The 15796-nt window shown below is 56.3% G+C and carries 14 protein-coding genes; 3 read left to right on the plus strand and 11 right to left on the minus strand.

Annotated elements, in window-relative coordinates; all coding sequences use genetic code 11:
- Both DSM110093_RS13645 and DSM110093_RS13650 read left to right on the plus strand, forming a co-directional pair.
- Positions 1-399, plus strand: coding sequence for a DUF6220 domain-containing protein (locus tag DSM110093_RS13645; RefSeq protein ID WP_243265598.1), 399 nt, complete (start codon positions 1-3; stop codon positions 397-399).
- Between the two features lie 63 nt (positions 400-462).
- Positions 463-861 carry a RidA family protein gene (locus DSM110093_RS13650; RefSeq protein WP_243265599.1) on the plus strand — a complete coding sequence of 133 codons (399 nt, stop codon included), beginning with the start codon at positions 463-465 and terminating at the stop codon, positions 859-861.
- Between the two features lie 481 nt (positions 862-1342).
- Here the strand turns inward: DSM110093_RS13650 and DSM110093_RS13655 are convergent, their stop codons facing one another.
- The 7 genes from DSM110093_RS13655 to DSM110093_RS13685 form a co-directional block, all read right to left on the minus strand.
- Positions 1343-1621 (minus strand): hypothetical protein, encoded by a 279-nt coding sequence (locus DSM110093_RS13655; protein ID WP_243265600.1) that lies wholly within the window; start codon positions 1619-1621, stop codon positions 1343-1345.
- A gap of 132 nt (positions 1622-1753) precedes the next feature.
- Positions 1754-1984: a hypothetical protein gene (locus tag DSM110093_RS13660; protein WP_243265601.1), complete on the minus strand. Its 231-nt coding sequence runs from the start codon at positions 1982-1984 to the stop codon at positions 1754-1756.
- Positions 1985-2033: 49 nt separating this feature from the next.
- Positions 2034-3155 (minus strand): alanine/ornithine racemase family PLP-dependent enzyme, encoded by a 1122-nt coding sequence (locus DSM110093_RS13665; protein ID WP_243265602.1) that lies wholly within the window; start codon positions 3153-3155, stop codon positions 2034-2036.
- The gene (locus tag DSM110093_RS13670; protein WP_243265603.1) at positions 3152-4351 is read right to left on the minus strand and encodes a DUF1611 domain-containing protein; all 1200 of its coding nucleotides are present in this window, start codon (positions 4349-4351) and stop codon (positions 3152-3154) included. The genes DSM110093_RS13665 and DSM110093_RS13670 overlap by 4 nt, the downstream gene beginning before the upstream one ends.
- 84 nt (positions 4352-4435) lie before the next feature.
- A complete protein-coding gene (locus DSM110093_RS13675) occupies positions 4436-5275 on the minus strand; it encodes a hypothetical protein (RefSeq protein ID WP_243265604.1) in 840 nt (279 codons plus the stop codon).
- A complete protein-coding gene (locus tag DSM110093_RS13680; protein WP_243265605.1) occupies positions 5265-5498 on the minus strand; it encodes a hypothetical protein in 234 nt (77 codons plus the stop codon). The genes DSM110093_RS13675 and DSM110093_RS13680 overlap by 11 nt, the downstream gene beginning before the upstream one ends.
- A gap of 814 nt (positions 5499-6312) precedes the next feature.
- Positions 6313-7698, minus strand: a complete 1386-nt coding sequence (locus DSM110093_RS13685; protein WP_243265606.1) for an IS1182 family transposase — start codon at positions 7696-7698, stop codon at positions 6313-6315.
- A gap of 479 nt (positions 7699-8177) precedes the next feature.
- On the opposite strand from DSM110093_RS13685, the gene DSM110093_RS13690 reads away from it, so the two are divergent.
- Positions 8178-8609 carry an antitoxin Xre/MbcA/ParS toxin-binding domain-containing protein gene (locus DSM110093_RS13690; protein WP_243265607.1) on the plus strand — a complete coding sequence of 144 codons (432 nt, stop codon included), beginning with the start codon at positions 8178-8180 and terminating at the stop codon, positions 8607-8609.
- Between the two features lie 187 nt (positions 8610-8796).
- On the opposite strand, the gene DSM110093_RS13695 is transcribed toward DSM110093_RS13690, so the two are convergent.
- The 4 genes from DSM110093_RS13695 to DSM110093_RS13710 form a co-directional block, all read right to left on the minus strand.
- Positions 8797-9018 (minus strand): hypothetical protein, encoded by a 222-nt coding sequence (locus tag DSM110093_RS13695; RefSeq protein WP_243265608.1) that lies wholly within the window; start codon positions 9016-9018, stop codon positions 8797-8799.
- 459 nt (positions 9019-9477) lie between these two features.
- A complete protein-coding gene (locus tag DSM110093_RS13700; RefSeq protein ID WP_243265609.1) occupies positions 9478-11241 on the minus strand; it encodes a Mur ligase family protein in 1764 nt (587 codons plus the stop codon).
- Entirely contained in the window at positions 11231-14032 is a 2802-nt protein-coding gene (gene cphA, locus DSM110093_RS13705; RefSeq protein WP_243265610.1) for a cyanophycin synthetase, read from the minus strand. Before cphA ends, DSM110093_RS13700 begins: the two co-directional genes overlap by 11 nt.
- A 32-nt stretch (positions 14033-14064) precedes the next feature.
- A complete protein-coding gene (locus DSM110093_RS13710) occupies positions 14065-14940 on the minus strand; it encodes a cyanophycinase (RefSeq protein WP_243265611.1) in 876 nt (291 codons plus the stop codon).
- Between the last annotated feature and the right edge of the window lie 856 nt (positions 14941-15796).

Raw genomic sequence — 15796 nt, forward strand, 5'->3', positions numbered from 1 at the left:
ATGACCGCAAGCACGCACGATACTTTCGTCGCTCTCGAGCGCGGCACGCCGGCCCTGTTTGTGTGGTCGGCCCGATTGCTCCCCGTCGCCCTCGCGGGTCAGTTCTTTCTCGCGGGGCAATCGCTCTTCGCCGGCTTGCCGTGGTCCATACACGGCATGGTCGGCGGCTTGGCCGGTGTGCCGATTGTTGTCATGGCCATTATGGCCTGCGCCATTGGGTATCTGCGCGGGTTCGCATGGTGGGCTTGCGGCGCTCTGGCGCTTTACGGGGTTCAGATTGCGCTGGCCACGGGAGACGCGACCATGCTTGCGCTGCACCCTTTCAATGCAAGCCTGCTGCTGATCACTGCCCTCGTTTTGCTGGCCAAGATCGAGCGTCGCCGCGCCTTACACACTTAGCCCCCGATGCGATTGCAAATGCCACCCTGCGCGTTGCAAATTTCACAGACCAAAGGACACCCAATGACCAAACCAGACCCCGTATTCCCGTCAGGCCGCCAAGACCTGTATGAAACCAACCGATATTCTGCGGCCATCCGCTCAGGCGACTTGTTGTTCGTTTCGGGCCAAGTGGGAAGCCGAGAAGACGGAACACCGGAGCCTGATTTCGCGACACAAGTACAGCGCGCCTTCGACAATTTGACCGATGTATTGCACGCCGCAGACTGCTCCCTCAGCGACATAATCGATGTTACAAGTTTTCATACAGATCCCGAGGCCCAGTTCGGTGACATCATGCAGGCGAAGGATCGCGCTTTTCCTGAGAAGCCTTACCCGAACTGGACGGCCGTCGGTGTGAACTGGCTCGCTGGGTTTGACTTCGAAATCAAGGTGATCGCCAGAATTCCCAGCCGAGCTTAAGTCGCCATGCTATCGAAGCATATAGCTTCAAGGAACAGAGCCATGTGCTTAGGCAATCAAGGGGTCTGCACGAAAACCGCAATAGTTTCCGCGATCTGAAACCTATCAATGAGATCTGCACAGGCAAGGCCCGGGTTTCCCGACAGCAGACATCGGGACAAAGCGCAGCGAAGGTCGGCTCTCCGCCCGTGCTGTCGATCAACACGAACGGCCCAAAGCTACCGATCGCCTTGTGGCGGAACGCTGCTGAGCAGCTTCTTCAGACCTGCCATTCATTCATTGTGCAGCATTTTCGTCGGATGAAGGTTGGCAGAGCGCAACAGAGGATGAATTCCCCGCGATTGCTTCAATGATCAGTCTATCGCCGCACATGACACCGAGAGGCCAATAGCCAGTTTCAGTAGCTCCCTTTGTTAGCTAAGGTTCCAGAGTAGACAAGCGAAACGGGCCACAGGCAGGCCCAGCTACATCCAGAGTTTTATCATTCGTCAAACCCCGGGACATTTCCCAGCCTCACAAGGAAGCTTGGATCGGCGACTTCTCCGCTGTTTGGATCTTCGCGGATCATGTAAGCGTCGGCACCAACAAAATCGTCGGATAAAGCCTCTCGTTCGGCACGGTTCTGTGCCTCTTGCGCGGAGGAATATTCAAATTGCTTGGCAATTTTCAGGCCAGTCTGCCCATTGCGCCCAGCCTTTGTCGTCACATAGGTCTGGCAGATATAGTGGATCTTTTCTGATGAAGGTTCTGGGTCGGTCACGAATGACTCCTTGGAAACGACTGGGTGGATTGGAAGGTTAAAGAGCGGCCTCAACCAATTGTAATGCGCTTGAAGTGCCTGTTGTCCTGTTCGGGAGCCACTTAACAAACGGCCGTCGGAGCTTGTTTGCAGTTATGAATCAGTTTCAGTGCGGCGGGTTTTGCGCACCGGTTTAGCTGCCGCCTCGGGTGGCGTGTTCGCTTCCCTTTCAAGGCGCGCAGTTCGCAATCTGGAGTTCTTCATCTGTCGCTGCTCCGCTTCTTCGTCGACCATTTGTCTGACGACACGCGTTGTCTTTTCCATCGCGGTTTCCGGTTTGGCATCATACACCTTGGACAGGTTCTTTTTTGTGGGCTTTGACAATTTTCAGTTTCCTCTTTGGGTTGCATAAGGTTGAATCAAGTTCGCCCTTTCAAGCAGGCGCCAAGTGGCCAAGCTCATGTTTGCTGCACTCGGACGGTCCTGAAGGTAGATTGTCTAACAGACTTACTTTGATGTCGGGCGCAGCCATGGCGAGCATTAACGCATTGTAATTCATTAAAATTTTTACTTCGGAGCCGACCGGCGGCGGGGATTGGCTTGTCCCAAGGACAAGGTGATCGCTGGTTGCACCAATCAATATGTTCCCAGTAGGCAGTGAAAGCCCCTGAATGTCGGTGTCCTGATGTCCAAGCGCGAGGATCATGAGCGCGGAGGCAGCATAGGCAGGCTCATTGCGACGTCGTTCCGCAGATGGCGCCGCCAGGGCAATGGGGAACGGCTTAGGTTTTACACCCTTCTCAATAACTTCGGCCAAAAGTGTGAAGGCGTCCCTATGCAAACCCCCGATCCGATCACCGGACAGAGGTTCGACACCCAAAAGGATCGCCTCGCCCAATCTGAGGTCGTTGACGCGGCCCGTTGCGTGCCCGCCGAATGCCCAAGGCAGGTTGGCTGATCCGCCACCTGACACAATCTTGAGGCTGGGGCCGCTCTTTCGCTCAATCTCCTCGGCCAGCTCACCGAATGCGACCATTTCAGAGGCTGTCGGAGCGACCCCGCTCAAACACGCAAAGTTAGCACCGATCCCCTCCAGCCTGACCCCGGGCATCTGCCGGACCTGCTGCGCAATTTCAGCCAGCTTCTCTGGGAATATGCCGTCGCGCCGGTCCCCCATCTCGACCATAAGGATAATACCGTGGATTGACCCATTGCGGATCGCAGCGGCTGCCAAGGCCGAGATGACCAGAATCTCAGTGTTATAGCTCGCTTCGCAGGATTGAACGACCTCATCAACCTGGCTTAACATCGGCGTCCGGATCAGCGTGATCGGGCCTGTCAGCCCTGTCGACCGTAGCCTTTGCACGTTGCTGATACGTGAATCTGCAAGCGCCGTGGCCCCACCATCGAGCATGGCCTGAGCGATTGCAGGATGCCCGCAGACAGCCTTCGTCACGCCAGTGACGCTGACCCCCCGCAGGCCCAAACGCTTGACCAGCGTCTGCGTGTTGTGCCTGATCTTGCATAGGTCCACCTCGATGCGTGGGCAGCTCATACCGTTGCCACAGCAGGCCTTCGCGTCAGTGCTGGGTATGCGGCAGTTACCATCGCAAGCAGATCTGCAACCGGTCTCGCCAATGCATCGGTGACTGGCAGCCCAAGCTGTTGTGACTGGGCCGCGATAGTGTCGGTAATCTCGACCTCGGACATCCCCTCGTGATTGAGCGTGACACCGATGACCTTGGTATCAGCAAAAGCTTCGATCAAAGCGATCTCACTTGATGACGTGGGCATCGGCATAGTTGGAAAGTCGCAGCGATGGGCGCGTTTTGGCGCGTGCTGCAGGATGACCGCATCGGGCTGGCTCCCTCGCAGAATGAAGGCCGATGTGCAAAAGGCAGGGTGGCTCAGGGCGCCCTGCCCTTCGATCAGGATCACATCGGGCTGTTCGGCGTCAGACGCGGCAACAATCGCGCCCTCAAGCTCGCCACAGCAGAACTGCGGCGGCACGGCGTCCATTGCGATGCCGTATTTCGCGCCCTGCATCAGGCCGGTCTGGCCCGTGCCTACAAGCACGGTCTTGATGCCTTGTGCGTTGAGCGCCCGCGCCAAAACGGTGGCCGTTGTTCGCTTTCCGATGGCGCAGTCAGTACCAAGAACAGCAATCCGCAGCGCTTTGACGTCAGCGACACTCCCATCAAAGAGCCGCATGTCTTTGCTGGCTTTTGGCTTGCGGATGTCGCGGATCGTGACATTCCGGTCCGATGCAGCGCTGGCTATTTCTGTATCATCGCACAGATATTCATGCAGCCCGCTTACGATATTCATCCCAAGCTCAATCGCTTGCAGAACAACGCCCCGGTCCGCAGTTGAAAGACGCCCTGTTGAGGGGGCCATCCCATAGATCAGCGTATCGGGCGTGACGGTTTCATGGGCAACTGCCGCCTCCAAATGACCAAAGATCGGTACTTGGTTGACCCTATCATCGAGAACGAGGCCGCTGTCTTGTCCGCTATAGGTGCTGTCGATGACTGAAAGGATGCGATACGCTTGGGAATGGCGAACAAGGCCATTCGCGGTCTTGCCATCAATCCGCGTAAAGTTGCCTTCACAATAGACAATCGCTGTTGGGTGAGCCGCGATCTGCGTGTTTGATAGTGCGACAGACGCGTTGCTCCGGCTCATTGGCGGCGCTTGCGCACCGCTGGCCGGACGGCGGATGGTATCGACAGTGTCAGACTTCGTTTCCATTTTGTTCTCTCTTTTTATGTTAGCATCAAGGACAGGCCCGTTCGCAGCCCCACAGGCTGAAGCCTGTGTTGCGGTGTTTCGCGCTCAGTTGTTAAGGACGCACTGCCCTTTGGACTTTTGGAAATTTCTGTTGCATTCCCATCGGTTGCCCGACCTGCCCAGATGCGCGTACTCAGGAATATCTATCAATTCGCATCTATTGCCCGACGCGGCATATCCACGATCGCACTTCCAGCCTTTTCCATAGCTTGCGCCATCGAAATAGGCATTTTGGGGAATAACGGCGGCTTTGCAAAGACCAGCCTGTGCAACAAAGCCACGCTCACACGTCCAAGGCTGACCGTATCGCGTTCCATTCAGATAGGCGTTGGCCGGAACCGCAATCTCGACACACAGGTTGCCAGTTGCTTCATACCCACGTTCACACCTCCACGCGGAGCCATATGAGGCATCGACCAAATACGCATGCGCTGGCAGGACGATTTCCTGACATGAGTCATCGACTTTGACATAGCCACGTAAACACTCCCACCGCCTGCCTGACGGGTCTAAGAAGCCACCCTCAGGCACCTCGACCGCAATGCAGGTTTCCGTATCGGTTTTGCGAAACCCATGTAGACAGTCCCATCCGGACCCGTAGGACCGCTTCGTGTCATATGCGTTTTGCGGTACGATGACTTCAAGGCAGGCATTTTCGTTCAGGCGGAAACCAATATTACATTCCCAGCCTTTGCCATAACTTCTGGTACTGGCGTTCTCCGGCATCTCTTGTGCGCTGGTTTGGGCCAATGCAGGTAGCACAGAAAGCATGAGCGCCAAGATTGAACCGGCAAACAGACCGATGATTGTGTGAGTTTGCGAAGGGGCGCAGAAGGCAATTGCATGCGGGCCGCGCGACCCTGTAAGTTGTGGTTTACGATCCATCTCTCTTAAGCCCCGCATGACAGGCGTCTGCCAGTTCCCGGCTTGCAGCTTCAATGTCCGGCACCGTGGCAAGTGTCACTCGTTCTTCCACAGGGCTGTCAGCGATCTCCTGTGTGCCGCTGGAAATGGTCAACCCGTCACAGGCGAGGTTAAGGCTCGAGACAGCACCAGCGCCAACTACAGCGCCGTAAATGTTGGGTTTTGTCCGTTCGGGAAATGTCATGTTCGATCCTCTGACGGCGAAAGTCCCGCCTCACTGTTTTGATTGGGTTCATGATTGTATTTGCTTGGTCCTGCGCTAAAGCCAGCTCCCGGCTTCAATGAACTGCGGCGCAATGTCCTGCCTTTCCAATGCGCAGATAAACCAAACAGAGTATCGTTCTTCGTCGGTGTAGCCGCAGAGCTTGAGCCTTCAGCGGCTGCGCCGTCTAACAATCTTCATATTTGCTATTGGGTCGCTCCTCCCCGTTTGCAGCGACCATGGGCAGGTGGAGTGTGTCACAATCGACCTGACCCCACCCGATGCCAACGGCAACGGTTCCAAACAACAAATCCCTGCTAAAGAACCTGACAGCTGAATTTTAATGATGAAGGGTTATGGTCGGCTCTGTCGGGCTAATGCGCCTATTCGGGAGAGAACCACAACTTCGTAACTCATACATAGTATCATAGCCACACGAATACAACGTTGGTGAACCACGCTTCACCTTGCAGTGGTCCATAACGTCAAGAGGTCACACTCTAAAGGCTTCGCCCCTGCGCACCGGAAGAATTTTGCGCAACTATTTAAGTGTATGTTTGGCTGGTCAGGAAGCTCCCTTTCGCTGCAGCATTGATAAATAGTGGCAGTGGGGCCTTTTTTCGCTGCCATTCGCTGCGGTCAAAAGTGCTACGTACTGCCGAATGTCCGCTTTCTCGTACCGTTTAGCTAACTGCGCACCCGCAGCGAACGACCGCTCTCCGCCGATTCTGTGGAAAAACTAACGTTTGCAAACGCAGAAATAGCTATTCCAAATCTGGCGCGTGCGCCTTTCCTATCAGGCTTTGCGCGTTTGCTGCGGCGCAGGAAAGATCTTAGCCAATTTCCGGAGGTTTTGGGCGGTTGCGGCGAGCAGGAATTCATCATTTGCGCCGCATGGACCACGTAATCGGAGCCGTCCCAAGCCAAGGATGCGTTTGAGGTGCGCGAAGAGCATCTCGACTTTCTTTCGCAACCGCATCGAGATCGCATACTGCTTGGTCGTGGCAATATCACGGGCGACCTGCCGGGCATCTTCGTGTTCTTCGCGGGTGATCTTGCGTGCATCGGCTTTCGGACAGCACTTTATCTTCGATGGGCAGGCCTGACAGGTGTGTTTCAAAGCCTGATACTTGGCGACGCCTTTGCCGGTGGGACCACGGTTTGGATCTGAGTAGTTGCGGCGGAATTGCTTGAGCGGCTGGCCTTCCGGGCAGATGTATTGGTTGTTCTCAGGGTCCCATTCAAAGTCGGCGCGAGACCAGGTGCCGTCAGTCCGTCCAGCTTTATCCAGCACCGGAATGTGGGGGTTGATGTTACGATCAACCAGCCATCCCAACATCGGCCCTGATCCATAAGCAGTGTCTGCGATCAGTCTTTCTGGATCAATGTCGTGCCGGTCTTTGATGCGATCCAACATGGTGCGCACTGACCCGACCTCTGCCTGCCGGATCGACCGCGTTCCCTCAACGTCCACGATGACGCTGTGGTCCGTATCAATCAGATAATTGGTAGAATAGCTGAAGAACGCGGGGCCTTTCCGGGCTGCGGTCCATTGGCTGGCGGGATCAGAATGGGACGTAAACTTGGGTTCAACCTCAGATGCTGCACCAAAAGCCGCGTCATCCAAGACGTTGAGATATTCCTTCACCGCACGCGGCGCATCTTTTGGATCGATGGCACTGCGGTCCCAATCTTCCTTCGGTGTAGAGTTCTGTTTGTTCGCATCAGCCTCAATCAGGCTGGCATCTGCCGCAAGGCGTTGCCCGCTCACCAAGCCATCAGCGATACACCGTGCAACGGTCTTCTCGAACAGGTGGCGCAGAAGTTTGCTTTCCCGAAAGCGCCCGTGCCGGTTCTTGGAGAACGTCGAATGGTTTGGGATAGGATCAGACAGATCGAGGCGGCAGAACCAGCGATACGCCAAGTTCAAATGGACCTCTTCGCACAATCGGCGCTCTGACCTGATGCCAAAGCAATAGCCTACCAAAAGCATCCGGATCAGCAACTCAGGATCAATCGAAGGGCGGCCCGTGTGGCTGTAGAACTCGGCCAGATACTGTCTAATGTCGCTCAGATCAACGAACCGATCAATCGACCGCAACAGGTGATCTTGCGGGACATGGTCTTCCAGAGAGAATTCGTAAAACAATGCAGCCTGAGCTTCTTGCTTCGGTCCCATCATCGCTCGATCCCCCAATCAATAAAGTAATTGAATCAGCGAAGGAGCATCCGATCAAGCAAGAGTTTTTCAACAAAATTCGCCGATTCTGTTGAAAAACTCTTTGCTGCAACTGAAAATTTCTGGAATGTGGGAAACCGTTCACCGACGGACTGATTGCGCCTCGTGACGCCGTCGAAATCTGAGTAGTTCGGAATTTTGTTCTCCCAAATTTGGCCCCAACGCGCTGTATAAGAGTTTTTCAACACATTCCGCCCTTCGTGTTGGCCACTACTTTGAGCTCCGATCGGGACGGGTGCGCGCCTTTCTGGGAGTACTTCCCTGCGTTATTTGCCGCATTTCTATTGGAAGTTGGTCGATCCGTCACTCGGTCGAAATGCGAGATATCAAATCGAAAGCACAGTTACGCACGGAGCCGTTGAACACTATCTGGTTGTGAAAGAGCGAAAGAGCTGTCAGCCGATTGGCAAAGGGAGCCACATATGACTGGAAAACTCACGCGCACAACCGACGGCAATCGGGTTTCAGAACTTCTGGGGCTACCTGAGGAAGTCGACAATCAGGATACGCTAAGAGCCCGGGTCCAAGAGGGCCTTCCCGCCGCCTCGGTAGAGAACATCTGGGAAGTCATGCACTCGCAACCGGCCCATAAGATCGTATCAGAACGAGCCTACCGCAGGGCGAAAGCCGAAAAGCTACCTTTGAGTCCTGTCAAAAGCCAAGTCCTTTATAATTTTGCGCGAGCCTATGTGGTCGCTGACAGAATTTACCAAGGCAATGGTGCTCTAATTATGCGCTTTCTGGAAAAGCCCAACTCAGAGCTTGGTGGCGCCGCTCCGATGGCATTGGCAACCTCAAGCCCTGCAGGCGCGGATGCGGTAATAGAACTTCTGGACGGACCAATGATAAGCTAATGGCAGAGGCAACCGGCTCATTCTGAGGACGCGCAGTAGCACCGACCCCCCCTTACTCACCTCTGTGTTGAGGCTGCGAGCCTGAGCCCAATAGCGCCAAATTATCACATAGGTCCTGGTGTCAATATTATTGGTCATGCGGGCACAGGCATTGGCCGGCTGAAGCCTCGTACGGACATCTACAGCTTCAGGACTTTGGTTGTTTTTTGGACGTCTTTTGTTGGCGCGGAGACTTCGTGATGTCTGCGCCTTCTGCTTGATCACGCTTGAGACGGGCGGCACGCAGAAGCTCGGTTTTCTTTGTGCGGTCACTGTTCACTTTGTCTACGATTTCAGTCGCCGCCGCAGTTGTCTGGTCGGCACGCGTCTCCCATTTGGAACGGTCAAGAGAAGTCTTTGTGGTTTTCATTTGATGTCACCTATTGGGAAGAAGTGTAACCGCATCTGTTCGGGCTGACTAACCCATAGAGAGCCATTTGGTGCTTGAGTGCCAAAAGGAAATAGATGTACCGCCGCGTCTGTCGCAAATGGTCGTTAAATATCCAAACACCCGGGCTCGCAGCAAGCCGGTAGCCCGTCGCTTCACCCACTGTTTTACGCAGGAAGGATGGGTAGGAGGGGGTGGGATGCAAATTTCGCGTAGGTAAAAAATTATTCCTCGGTTGAAGCTTTGTGCCCGGCGACGCCCCCGGAACGCAAGTAGCTCGAAATTTAAATCCGCGCAAATTGGCCTCAACAGTCGATATATTCAATAGTCACAGGGGAACCACAGTTCCTCCCCGACCACGGCTGGGCTCGCCGATGCCGCGTCTCTACAGGTGAAATACCAATCTGCGCCGCAACGGATCGAGGCAATTCATCTGGCGACCTACTGCTCTCGCAGCAAGTCGAAGATCGCCCCGCGGTCCGACAACACCAACAGCAGTGCCAGATCTCCGGGTTGCAGTTCGTCGAGGATCTGCTTGGCACCCTCCGGCGGAGAACCGGCGCTAAGGATCTGCACAAGCGGAAATTTGGCCGCGCTAAAAAAGGCTTTTAGGACCGCAGAGGTATCGCCAAGACGACGACCGCGCAAATAATCTTCGATCTCAGCGGTAACGATCACGTCGGGCCCGAACTGAAGAGCCGCCTGGGCCACTTCAGCGAAATCCTGATCGCTGTGGTCTCCGGGCTGGCTCAGCATGATGAAACGGCGCTCAGAGGGGACCGCTGATAGTGCATCGCAGACGGCTGAGATTGAATGAGCGTTATGCGCAAAATCGACGAAGACCCGCGCCCCGTTGTGATGGAATTCATTGAACCGGCCCGGGTTGTCCGTGTGATTGGAAGCAAACCCTGTAAGCCCGGATCGGATCGCGGCTTGCGAGAGGCCAAGCGCGGTGCAGACGCAAACCGCCGCCAGAACATTGCGCACGTTATGCGTTGCGGCCCCTTGAAGCGTGATGGGCATCTCTGAGAGGGGGATCGAGAATGTCCCATTGCGCCCGCCAAAAAAGACCAGATTACCATCTTCGACAGAGCAGCAGGGCATGCCGCGGTCTCGCGCCTGGACGATTTGCGGCGTCGTCGCATCAATCGAGAACCACCAGATCGGCTGCGTTGTTTCCGCTGCGGCCGCGACGACCTGTGAGTCATCGGCGTTCAGCACCACGACGCCATCTGCCGATAAAGCGCGGGTGACGGCAAATTTGGCTGCAGCTAAATCCGCCAATGTCATGACACCATATTCGCCCAGATGATCCCTGGCGACGTTTGTCACCAAGGCCACACGGGCACGACGGGTCGGCAAGCCGCGCCGCAGGATGCCGCCGCGCGCAACCTCAAGGCAGGCGATTTCAAGCCGCGGATCGCGCAGGGCCATCCGTCCACCCCCCGGCCCCGAATAATCCCCGTGGTCGAGGATGTCGTCCCCAACCTGCACCAAATCCGTGGATGTCAGCCCGACAACCTTGCCAGCCGCCGTGGCAATTGCGGCGCAAAGGCGGGTCGTCGTGGTTTTGCCGTTGGTGCCCGTGATCAAGGCTATGGGTACATCGTGGATAGCCGACCAGTTTACTTGCTCTGGGACTGGCAGGCCGTCCACGGGCCAGACTTGCGCGCCCACGCCATGCCCGATTGACACCTCTTCATCGTCACAGAGAAAATCGACATCATGAGCCGCGGCTGCCGACATCAAGGCGATCAGCGGCGGATTTGTTTCCTGCTCCATCACCCGCAGCAGATCTCTGATCATATCCTGAAATGGCTGGCTTGCGGTATGAGACAGATCCGCCGCGCAGTAGTGCCATGCCGTCTTGGCCAAAAAGGTGGCTGAGTGCAGTTGATCCATCGGTGCTGAAACTGCGAGGCTGACACCCCCCTGAAAAACGCGGCAGATCAGCTCTTGATCGGCCCAGCCGACCGCATCAAGCACCGGTCGCGCGTGGTGTGCCCACAGTCTGCTAATAGCGTTAGGATCACTATCTTCGACAGAGACATCCATCACCGCCCCGGGGGCCTGCCACAGCAGGCCCGGCCCGGTCAAACGGCGCGGCGGCGCGACATGAATCCCGTCGACGGTGGCCCAGCGGATATCAAGGGCAGCCTCCAGTTGCTCGATGCGGTTGGTATGGCGGTCTGGATCAATCCCCATCTTCAATGCGTTCCCGGGCCAATCGGACGCCACGCCCATCGCGCACAATGGGTAGATCGTGGTCCATAAATTCTTCGAACACGGCGCCACTTGGCGCGCCTTCTGCATGCGCTGTGCCATTCTCTTGGTCTTCATCGGCATTGAAATAGATGATCTGTTTCCAGCACCGCGCGCTGTTGTCACCAAAGATCACCAGAAGATCCTCGGGCTGTGCCATCTCGAGGCTGGCAGCCACGGCCTCTTCCTCATTCGGGATCACCGAGATCTGATGTTCCGCAATGCCGAGCTTCAAAAACTCTGCCTTGAACATCTGCGGAATCTCATCCTCGCCGCGGTGGCGGCGATCATCATCGGCCTTGCAGATATAGTGGTCGAATTTCCCGGCCAGAACCTGCGCGGCTTCGACCACATCCAAATTGCGGCGGTCGCCCGGCACCGAGAGCACGACAATCCGCCGCCCCTTAACGTCCAGCCGCTCGGCAAGTCCCGCCATCGCGCCCAAGGCAGCGGGGTTATGACCATAGTCCAAGATCACCTTGAACGGGTGTTCATCAAAGACGTTCATCCGCCCCGGAGCCTGGAAATAGCTGGTGTCGAAGGTCCGCAACCCGTGTCGGATATTATCCAGATCGACACCGAAACTATAAGCCATCGCAGCTGCAAACATGGCGTTCTGCACATTATGAACGGCTTTGCCTTCAAGCGTGGCCGGGATCACATGGGACCACAGAACCGGCATGTGCAAACCATTGTCGTAGATCGTCAGCATGTCGCCACTCATGCCTTTTTCAAGAACTATCGCCTGACCACCAGCCTTGATATGCGCCTTTACTAGACTGTGGCCGGGGTTGATGGTCACATAGAAGATCGAACGGACATCTGCATAGTCAGCCATCTTCAGGCAGTTGATGTCGTCAGCGTTCAGCACAGCTGTTTGTGTCGCACTTTCGATGACAACACGTTTGACGGCTGCCAGTTGCTCGACCGTTTCGATACCGCCCAGCCCCAGATGGTCGCCGGTCACGTTCAAACAGGCCGCAACATCGGAGCGCTGAAACCCGAGGCCACTGCGAACCAGCCCGCCGCGGGCCGTTTCCATCACCGCAAAATCGACATTGGGATCGCGCAGGACCATTTGGGCAGATTTCGGCCCGGTCATGTCGCCTTTGACGCTGAGCTTGCCATCCACATAGACGCCGTCGGTCGAAGTCATGCCCACGATCTTGCCGCTGGCCTTCATAATATGGCCCAACATACGCGAGGTGGTTGTCTTGCCGTTGGTGCCGGTGATGGCCGCTATTGGAATGCGGCATTCCTGTCCGAGCGGGAACAGCATGTCGATGACCGCGCCGGCCACATCGCGCGGCTTTCCTTCGGACGGGGCAACGTGCATGCGAAAACCCGGGGCCGCGTTCACTTCGACAATCGCGCCGCCGATCTCCTTGTAGGACCGGGTAATGTCCTCAATGAGGAAATCGACACCCCCGACGTCTAACCCGACAGCCTTGATCGCCCGTTCGGCCATGTCGCGGTTGTCTGGATGGACGACATCGGTCAGATCAATTGCCGTCCCGCCGGTAGAAAGGTTTGCGGTGGCGCGCAGATAGAACAGCTCGCCTGCAGGCAGCACCGTCTCAATGCTATGTCCGGCATCGGCAATCAGACGTTTGGCCTGAGGGTCGATCTCAAGCATTGTCAGCACCTTCTGGTGGCCGATGCCGCGGCGCGGGTCTTGATTGACCGTTTCGACCAGTTCGCTGATTGTATGGATCCCGTCGCCCACCACATGGCCGGGCACCCGTTTGGCCACCGCCACCAGTTTGTCGTTTACAACCAGCATCCGGTGATCGAAACCCGTCACAAAACTCTCGACCAGAATGGCAGCGCTTTTCGACTGTTGCTCCGCCTCGGCGAATGCTGCGGTGACTTCAGCTTCTTTTGTCAGATTGATCGACACGCCGCGCCCATGATTGGCATCAAGCGGTTTGACCACAACGGGAAAGCCGATCTTGTGGGCGGCGCGAACGGCCTCTTCGGCACTGTAGACGATGCTCTGCACCGGCACCGGTAGCCCCAGATCGCTGAGCAGGTTGTGGGTGTCTTCCTTGTCGCAGGAAATTTCGACAGCGATGTGGCGGGTCTCGGAGGTGATGGTTGCTTGAATCCGTTGCTGGTATTTGCCATGACCAAATTGCACCAAGGACCCTTCGTTCAACCTGATCCATGGAATGTCGCGGTCTTGTGCCGCACGCACCAGCGACTCGGTCGATGGCCCAAGCTCCTTTCGTTGGGCGTGCAGCACGAAGCTACGCAATTCCATCGACCAGTCAAAATCAGGATCGAATGGGAAATCTACCTGAGCGCGAAGTGATGGCGGCAAAAGATGCATCAACAGCGTCAGCGCCAACTCTCCCGCGGCCAATCCGACGTCGCGTTGGCGGTAGGCATAGACCATGTTGTATTGTCCCGGCACGCCGGTGCCCCGGGTGCGGCCGAAGGTGACATCGGTCCCGGCGACATTCTGCACCTCGATGGCGCAATGCTCCAGAATATGGCCCATCCATGTGCCGCCGTCTTCCCGTAGACGGCGCAGAAAGCCGCCGGCCACGCCGTAAGAGCAGCCGTGGTCGGCCAATCCGGGCAAGGCCTCGACCAGTCCTTCGACAAAGTCGGTCCCAATCTTTCCGGAAGGCCAGTCTTCCAACACCCCCAGATCAACGATGTGCCGGATGACAGGGAACCCCGCCCAGACATTGGGGCCGACAAACACATTGGTAGAGAGTATCTTCACAGGTTCACCTCATTGATTGTTGATGCTCCGCGCTATGCGGAAACTTCCCCGGTGGCATTTGATGGGATGCCGGCTCCCGGTGGGTCATCGGGAGGATATCCGACACGGGCATTCAGATCATACCGACACCCTTCGCCCAGCACGTCCAGCCGCAGACCTAATAGACTCAGCGCCTCGCCGGGTTTTGCATCCCAAATGGACGAATGGGTCATTTGGCTCGCGTCCACGACGGTAACCGTTCCGCTGCCGACAACTTCCAGAACATCATCTGGCCCTATGAAGGCTGCCGTGTCTTCATCGATGCCCAGTCCGATCAGGAAAGGATTGTAAGACGACGCGGTCAGCAGGCGTCCCAAGCGGTTTCGCTGGGTGAAGTGCTGGTCGATGATAACACTATTGGTGAGACCGATCCCCGGCGCCAAGGACACCCTGCCCTCTGCTGGCGGTTCGTTCCCTGCACCCCCGGCCACCATATGCTCTGACATGATGGACGCACCGGCAGAGGTGCCCGCGACGGGAATTCCCTCCGCATTCCGCCGTCTGATCTTTTGTGCAACGCGCGTGCCCCCGAGGATCGCGGACAGACGCAACTGATTGCCGCCAGTCATGAAGATGCCGGTCGCATTGTCCAGCAGCGCGGCAAAGTCGTCATTGTCGCAATCGGACCGACGGTTGATTTGCAAAAAATCGACCTTGCCGGCCCCAAGTTCGGAGAAGATGCGATGATAGTCCTGGCCGGTCTCATGCAGCATCGATGCAGTAGGTATGACCACGATGGATGCATCTGCTCCCCCCGAAAGCTCCACAAACCTGCGGTGAATTTGCATCTCCTTGATGCGGTCTTCGCCGCCGCCGATTGGGATGATGAACCCGCGCTCGGCTCCGTTGGCCACTGATGCTGGGCACATATTTATTAAATTTCCTTAGGAATTCGAGGTCGGCCGCGTCTTCGCGTCTACTGTGTCTTCATATGACGCTAAAAGCAGCGAAGATGCCATGCAAAAGCCGGGGGGACTTTAGAAACATCAGCGGGCATGGGTGATTGGGTCATCATCGTATCGATAGCCGTGCTGAAATGACTTGGACATGGCAGGCCGGGTGCCGACAACGTTCCTGTCGGCTTTCGGACCGCCCAGCTAAATGTGCAAATCGAGGCGGCAGAGGACCTTCCAGTCGCCCACATAAATGCCTTGTTCGACGCTGCGGAAAGAGGCTGCAGTGATACTGCAACCGCTCCGATAGCCGCCTGCTGTTCAAATCCAACGTTGTGTTGTTTCGTCTGCAATTGAAGGCAGCCGAACCCAAAGCATTGACTGAGGCGGATACGGAACGCGCAACACCCCCCCCTTTCGCCTTTAGAAATGGACCTTCGTAGAGGAGACAGCGAAGGTCGGGGTCCGCTTTCGGCCCTTTAGTGCCGTTCGCTGCATCACCTGATGCCGCGCTGCAGTTTGCCCGAAGCGGACATTGGCAACGGAACGCAGCATTGTTGGTTGCAAGAGCTCGACTTGGATCCTGTTTCACAGGCTTGAGCGAAATTAAAATTGAACGATAATACGCATGCGCTTTCAAGAGCAGAATCCACCCGTCTTCACGGTCGGCCCTTACAGCCGTACACGCTCATCCCGCACTGCTACGGTACGGCCCGTGGAACCGGACTTTCGCTATGGTGCTGCAATGGCCGTTTCTGCCTTGTGACTAAGCACCGATACTGACTGGATGGTCAAAGTTCAAATTAGAACTTTCAAGCGCAGAATATACGCA

This window comes from Sulfitobacter sp. DSM 110093, from assembly GCF_022788715.1.
Taxonomy (GTDB): domain Bacteria; phylum Pseudomonadota; class Alphaproteobacteria; order Rhodobacterales; family Rhodobacteraceae; genus Sulfitobacter.

Excerpts from the sequence above, each read along its gene's own strand:
- DSM110093_RS13645 (WP_243265598.1), top strand. The coding sequence starts at position 1 with ATGACCGCAAGCACGCACGATACTTTCGTCGCTCTCGAGCGCGGCACG.
- DSM110093_RS13650 (WP_243265599.1), top strand. The coding sequence starts at position 463 with ATGACCAAACCAGACCCCGTATTCCCGTCAGGCCGCCAAGACCTGTAT.
- DSM110093_RS13665 (WP_243265602.1), bottom strand. The coding sequence starts at position 3,155 with ATGAGCTGCCCACGCATCGAGGTGGACCTATGCAAGATCAGGCACAAC.
- DSM110093_RS13670 (WP_243265603.1), bottom strand. The coding sequence starts at position 4,351 with ATGGAAACGAAGTCTGACACTGTCGATACCATCCGCCGTCCGGCCAGC.
- DSM110093_RS13675 (WP_243265604.1), bottom strand. The coding sequence starts at position 5,275 with ATGGATCGTAAACCACAACTTACAGGGTCGCGCGGCCCGCATGCAATT.
- DSM110093_RS13680 (WP_243265605.1), bottom strand. The coding sequence starts at position 5,498 with ATGACATTTCCCGAACGGACAAAACCCAACATTTACGGCGCTGTAGTT.
- DSM110093_RS13685 (WP_243265606.1), bottom strand. The coding sequence starts at position 7,698 with ATGATGGGACCGAAGCAAGAAGCTCAGGCTGCATTGTTTTACGAATTC.
- DSM110093_RS13690 (WP_243265607.1), top strand. The coding sequence starts at position 8,178 with ATGACTGGAAAACTCACGCGCACAACCGACGGCAATCGGGTTTCAGAA.
- DSM110093_RS13695 (WP_243265608.1), bottom strand. The coding sequence starts at position 9,018 with ATGAAAACCACAAAGACTTCTCTTGACCGTTCCAAATGGGAGACGCGT.
- DSM110093_RS13700 (WP_243265609.1), bottom strand. The coding sequence starts at position 11,241 with ATGGGGATTGATCCAGACCGCCATACCAACCGCATCGAGCAACTGGAG.
- DSM110093_RS13710 (WP_243265611.1), bottom strand. The coding sequence starts at position 14,940 with ATGTGCCCAGCATCAGTGGCCAACGGAGCCGAGCGCGGGTTCATCATC.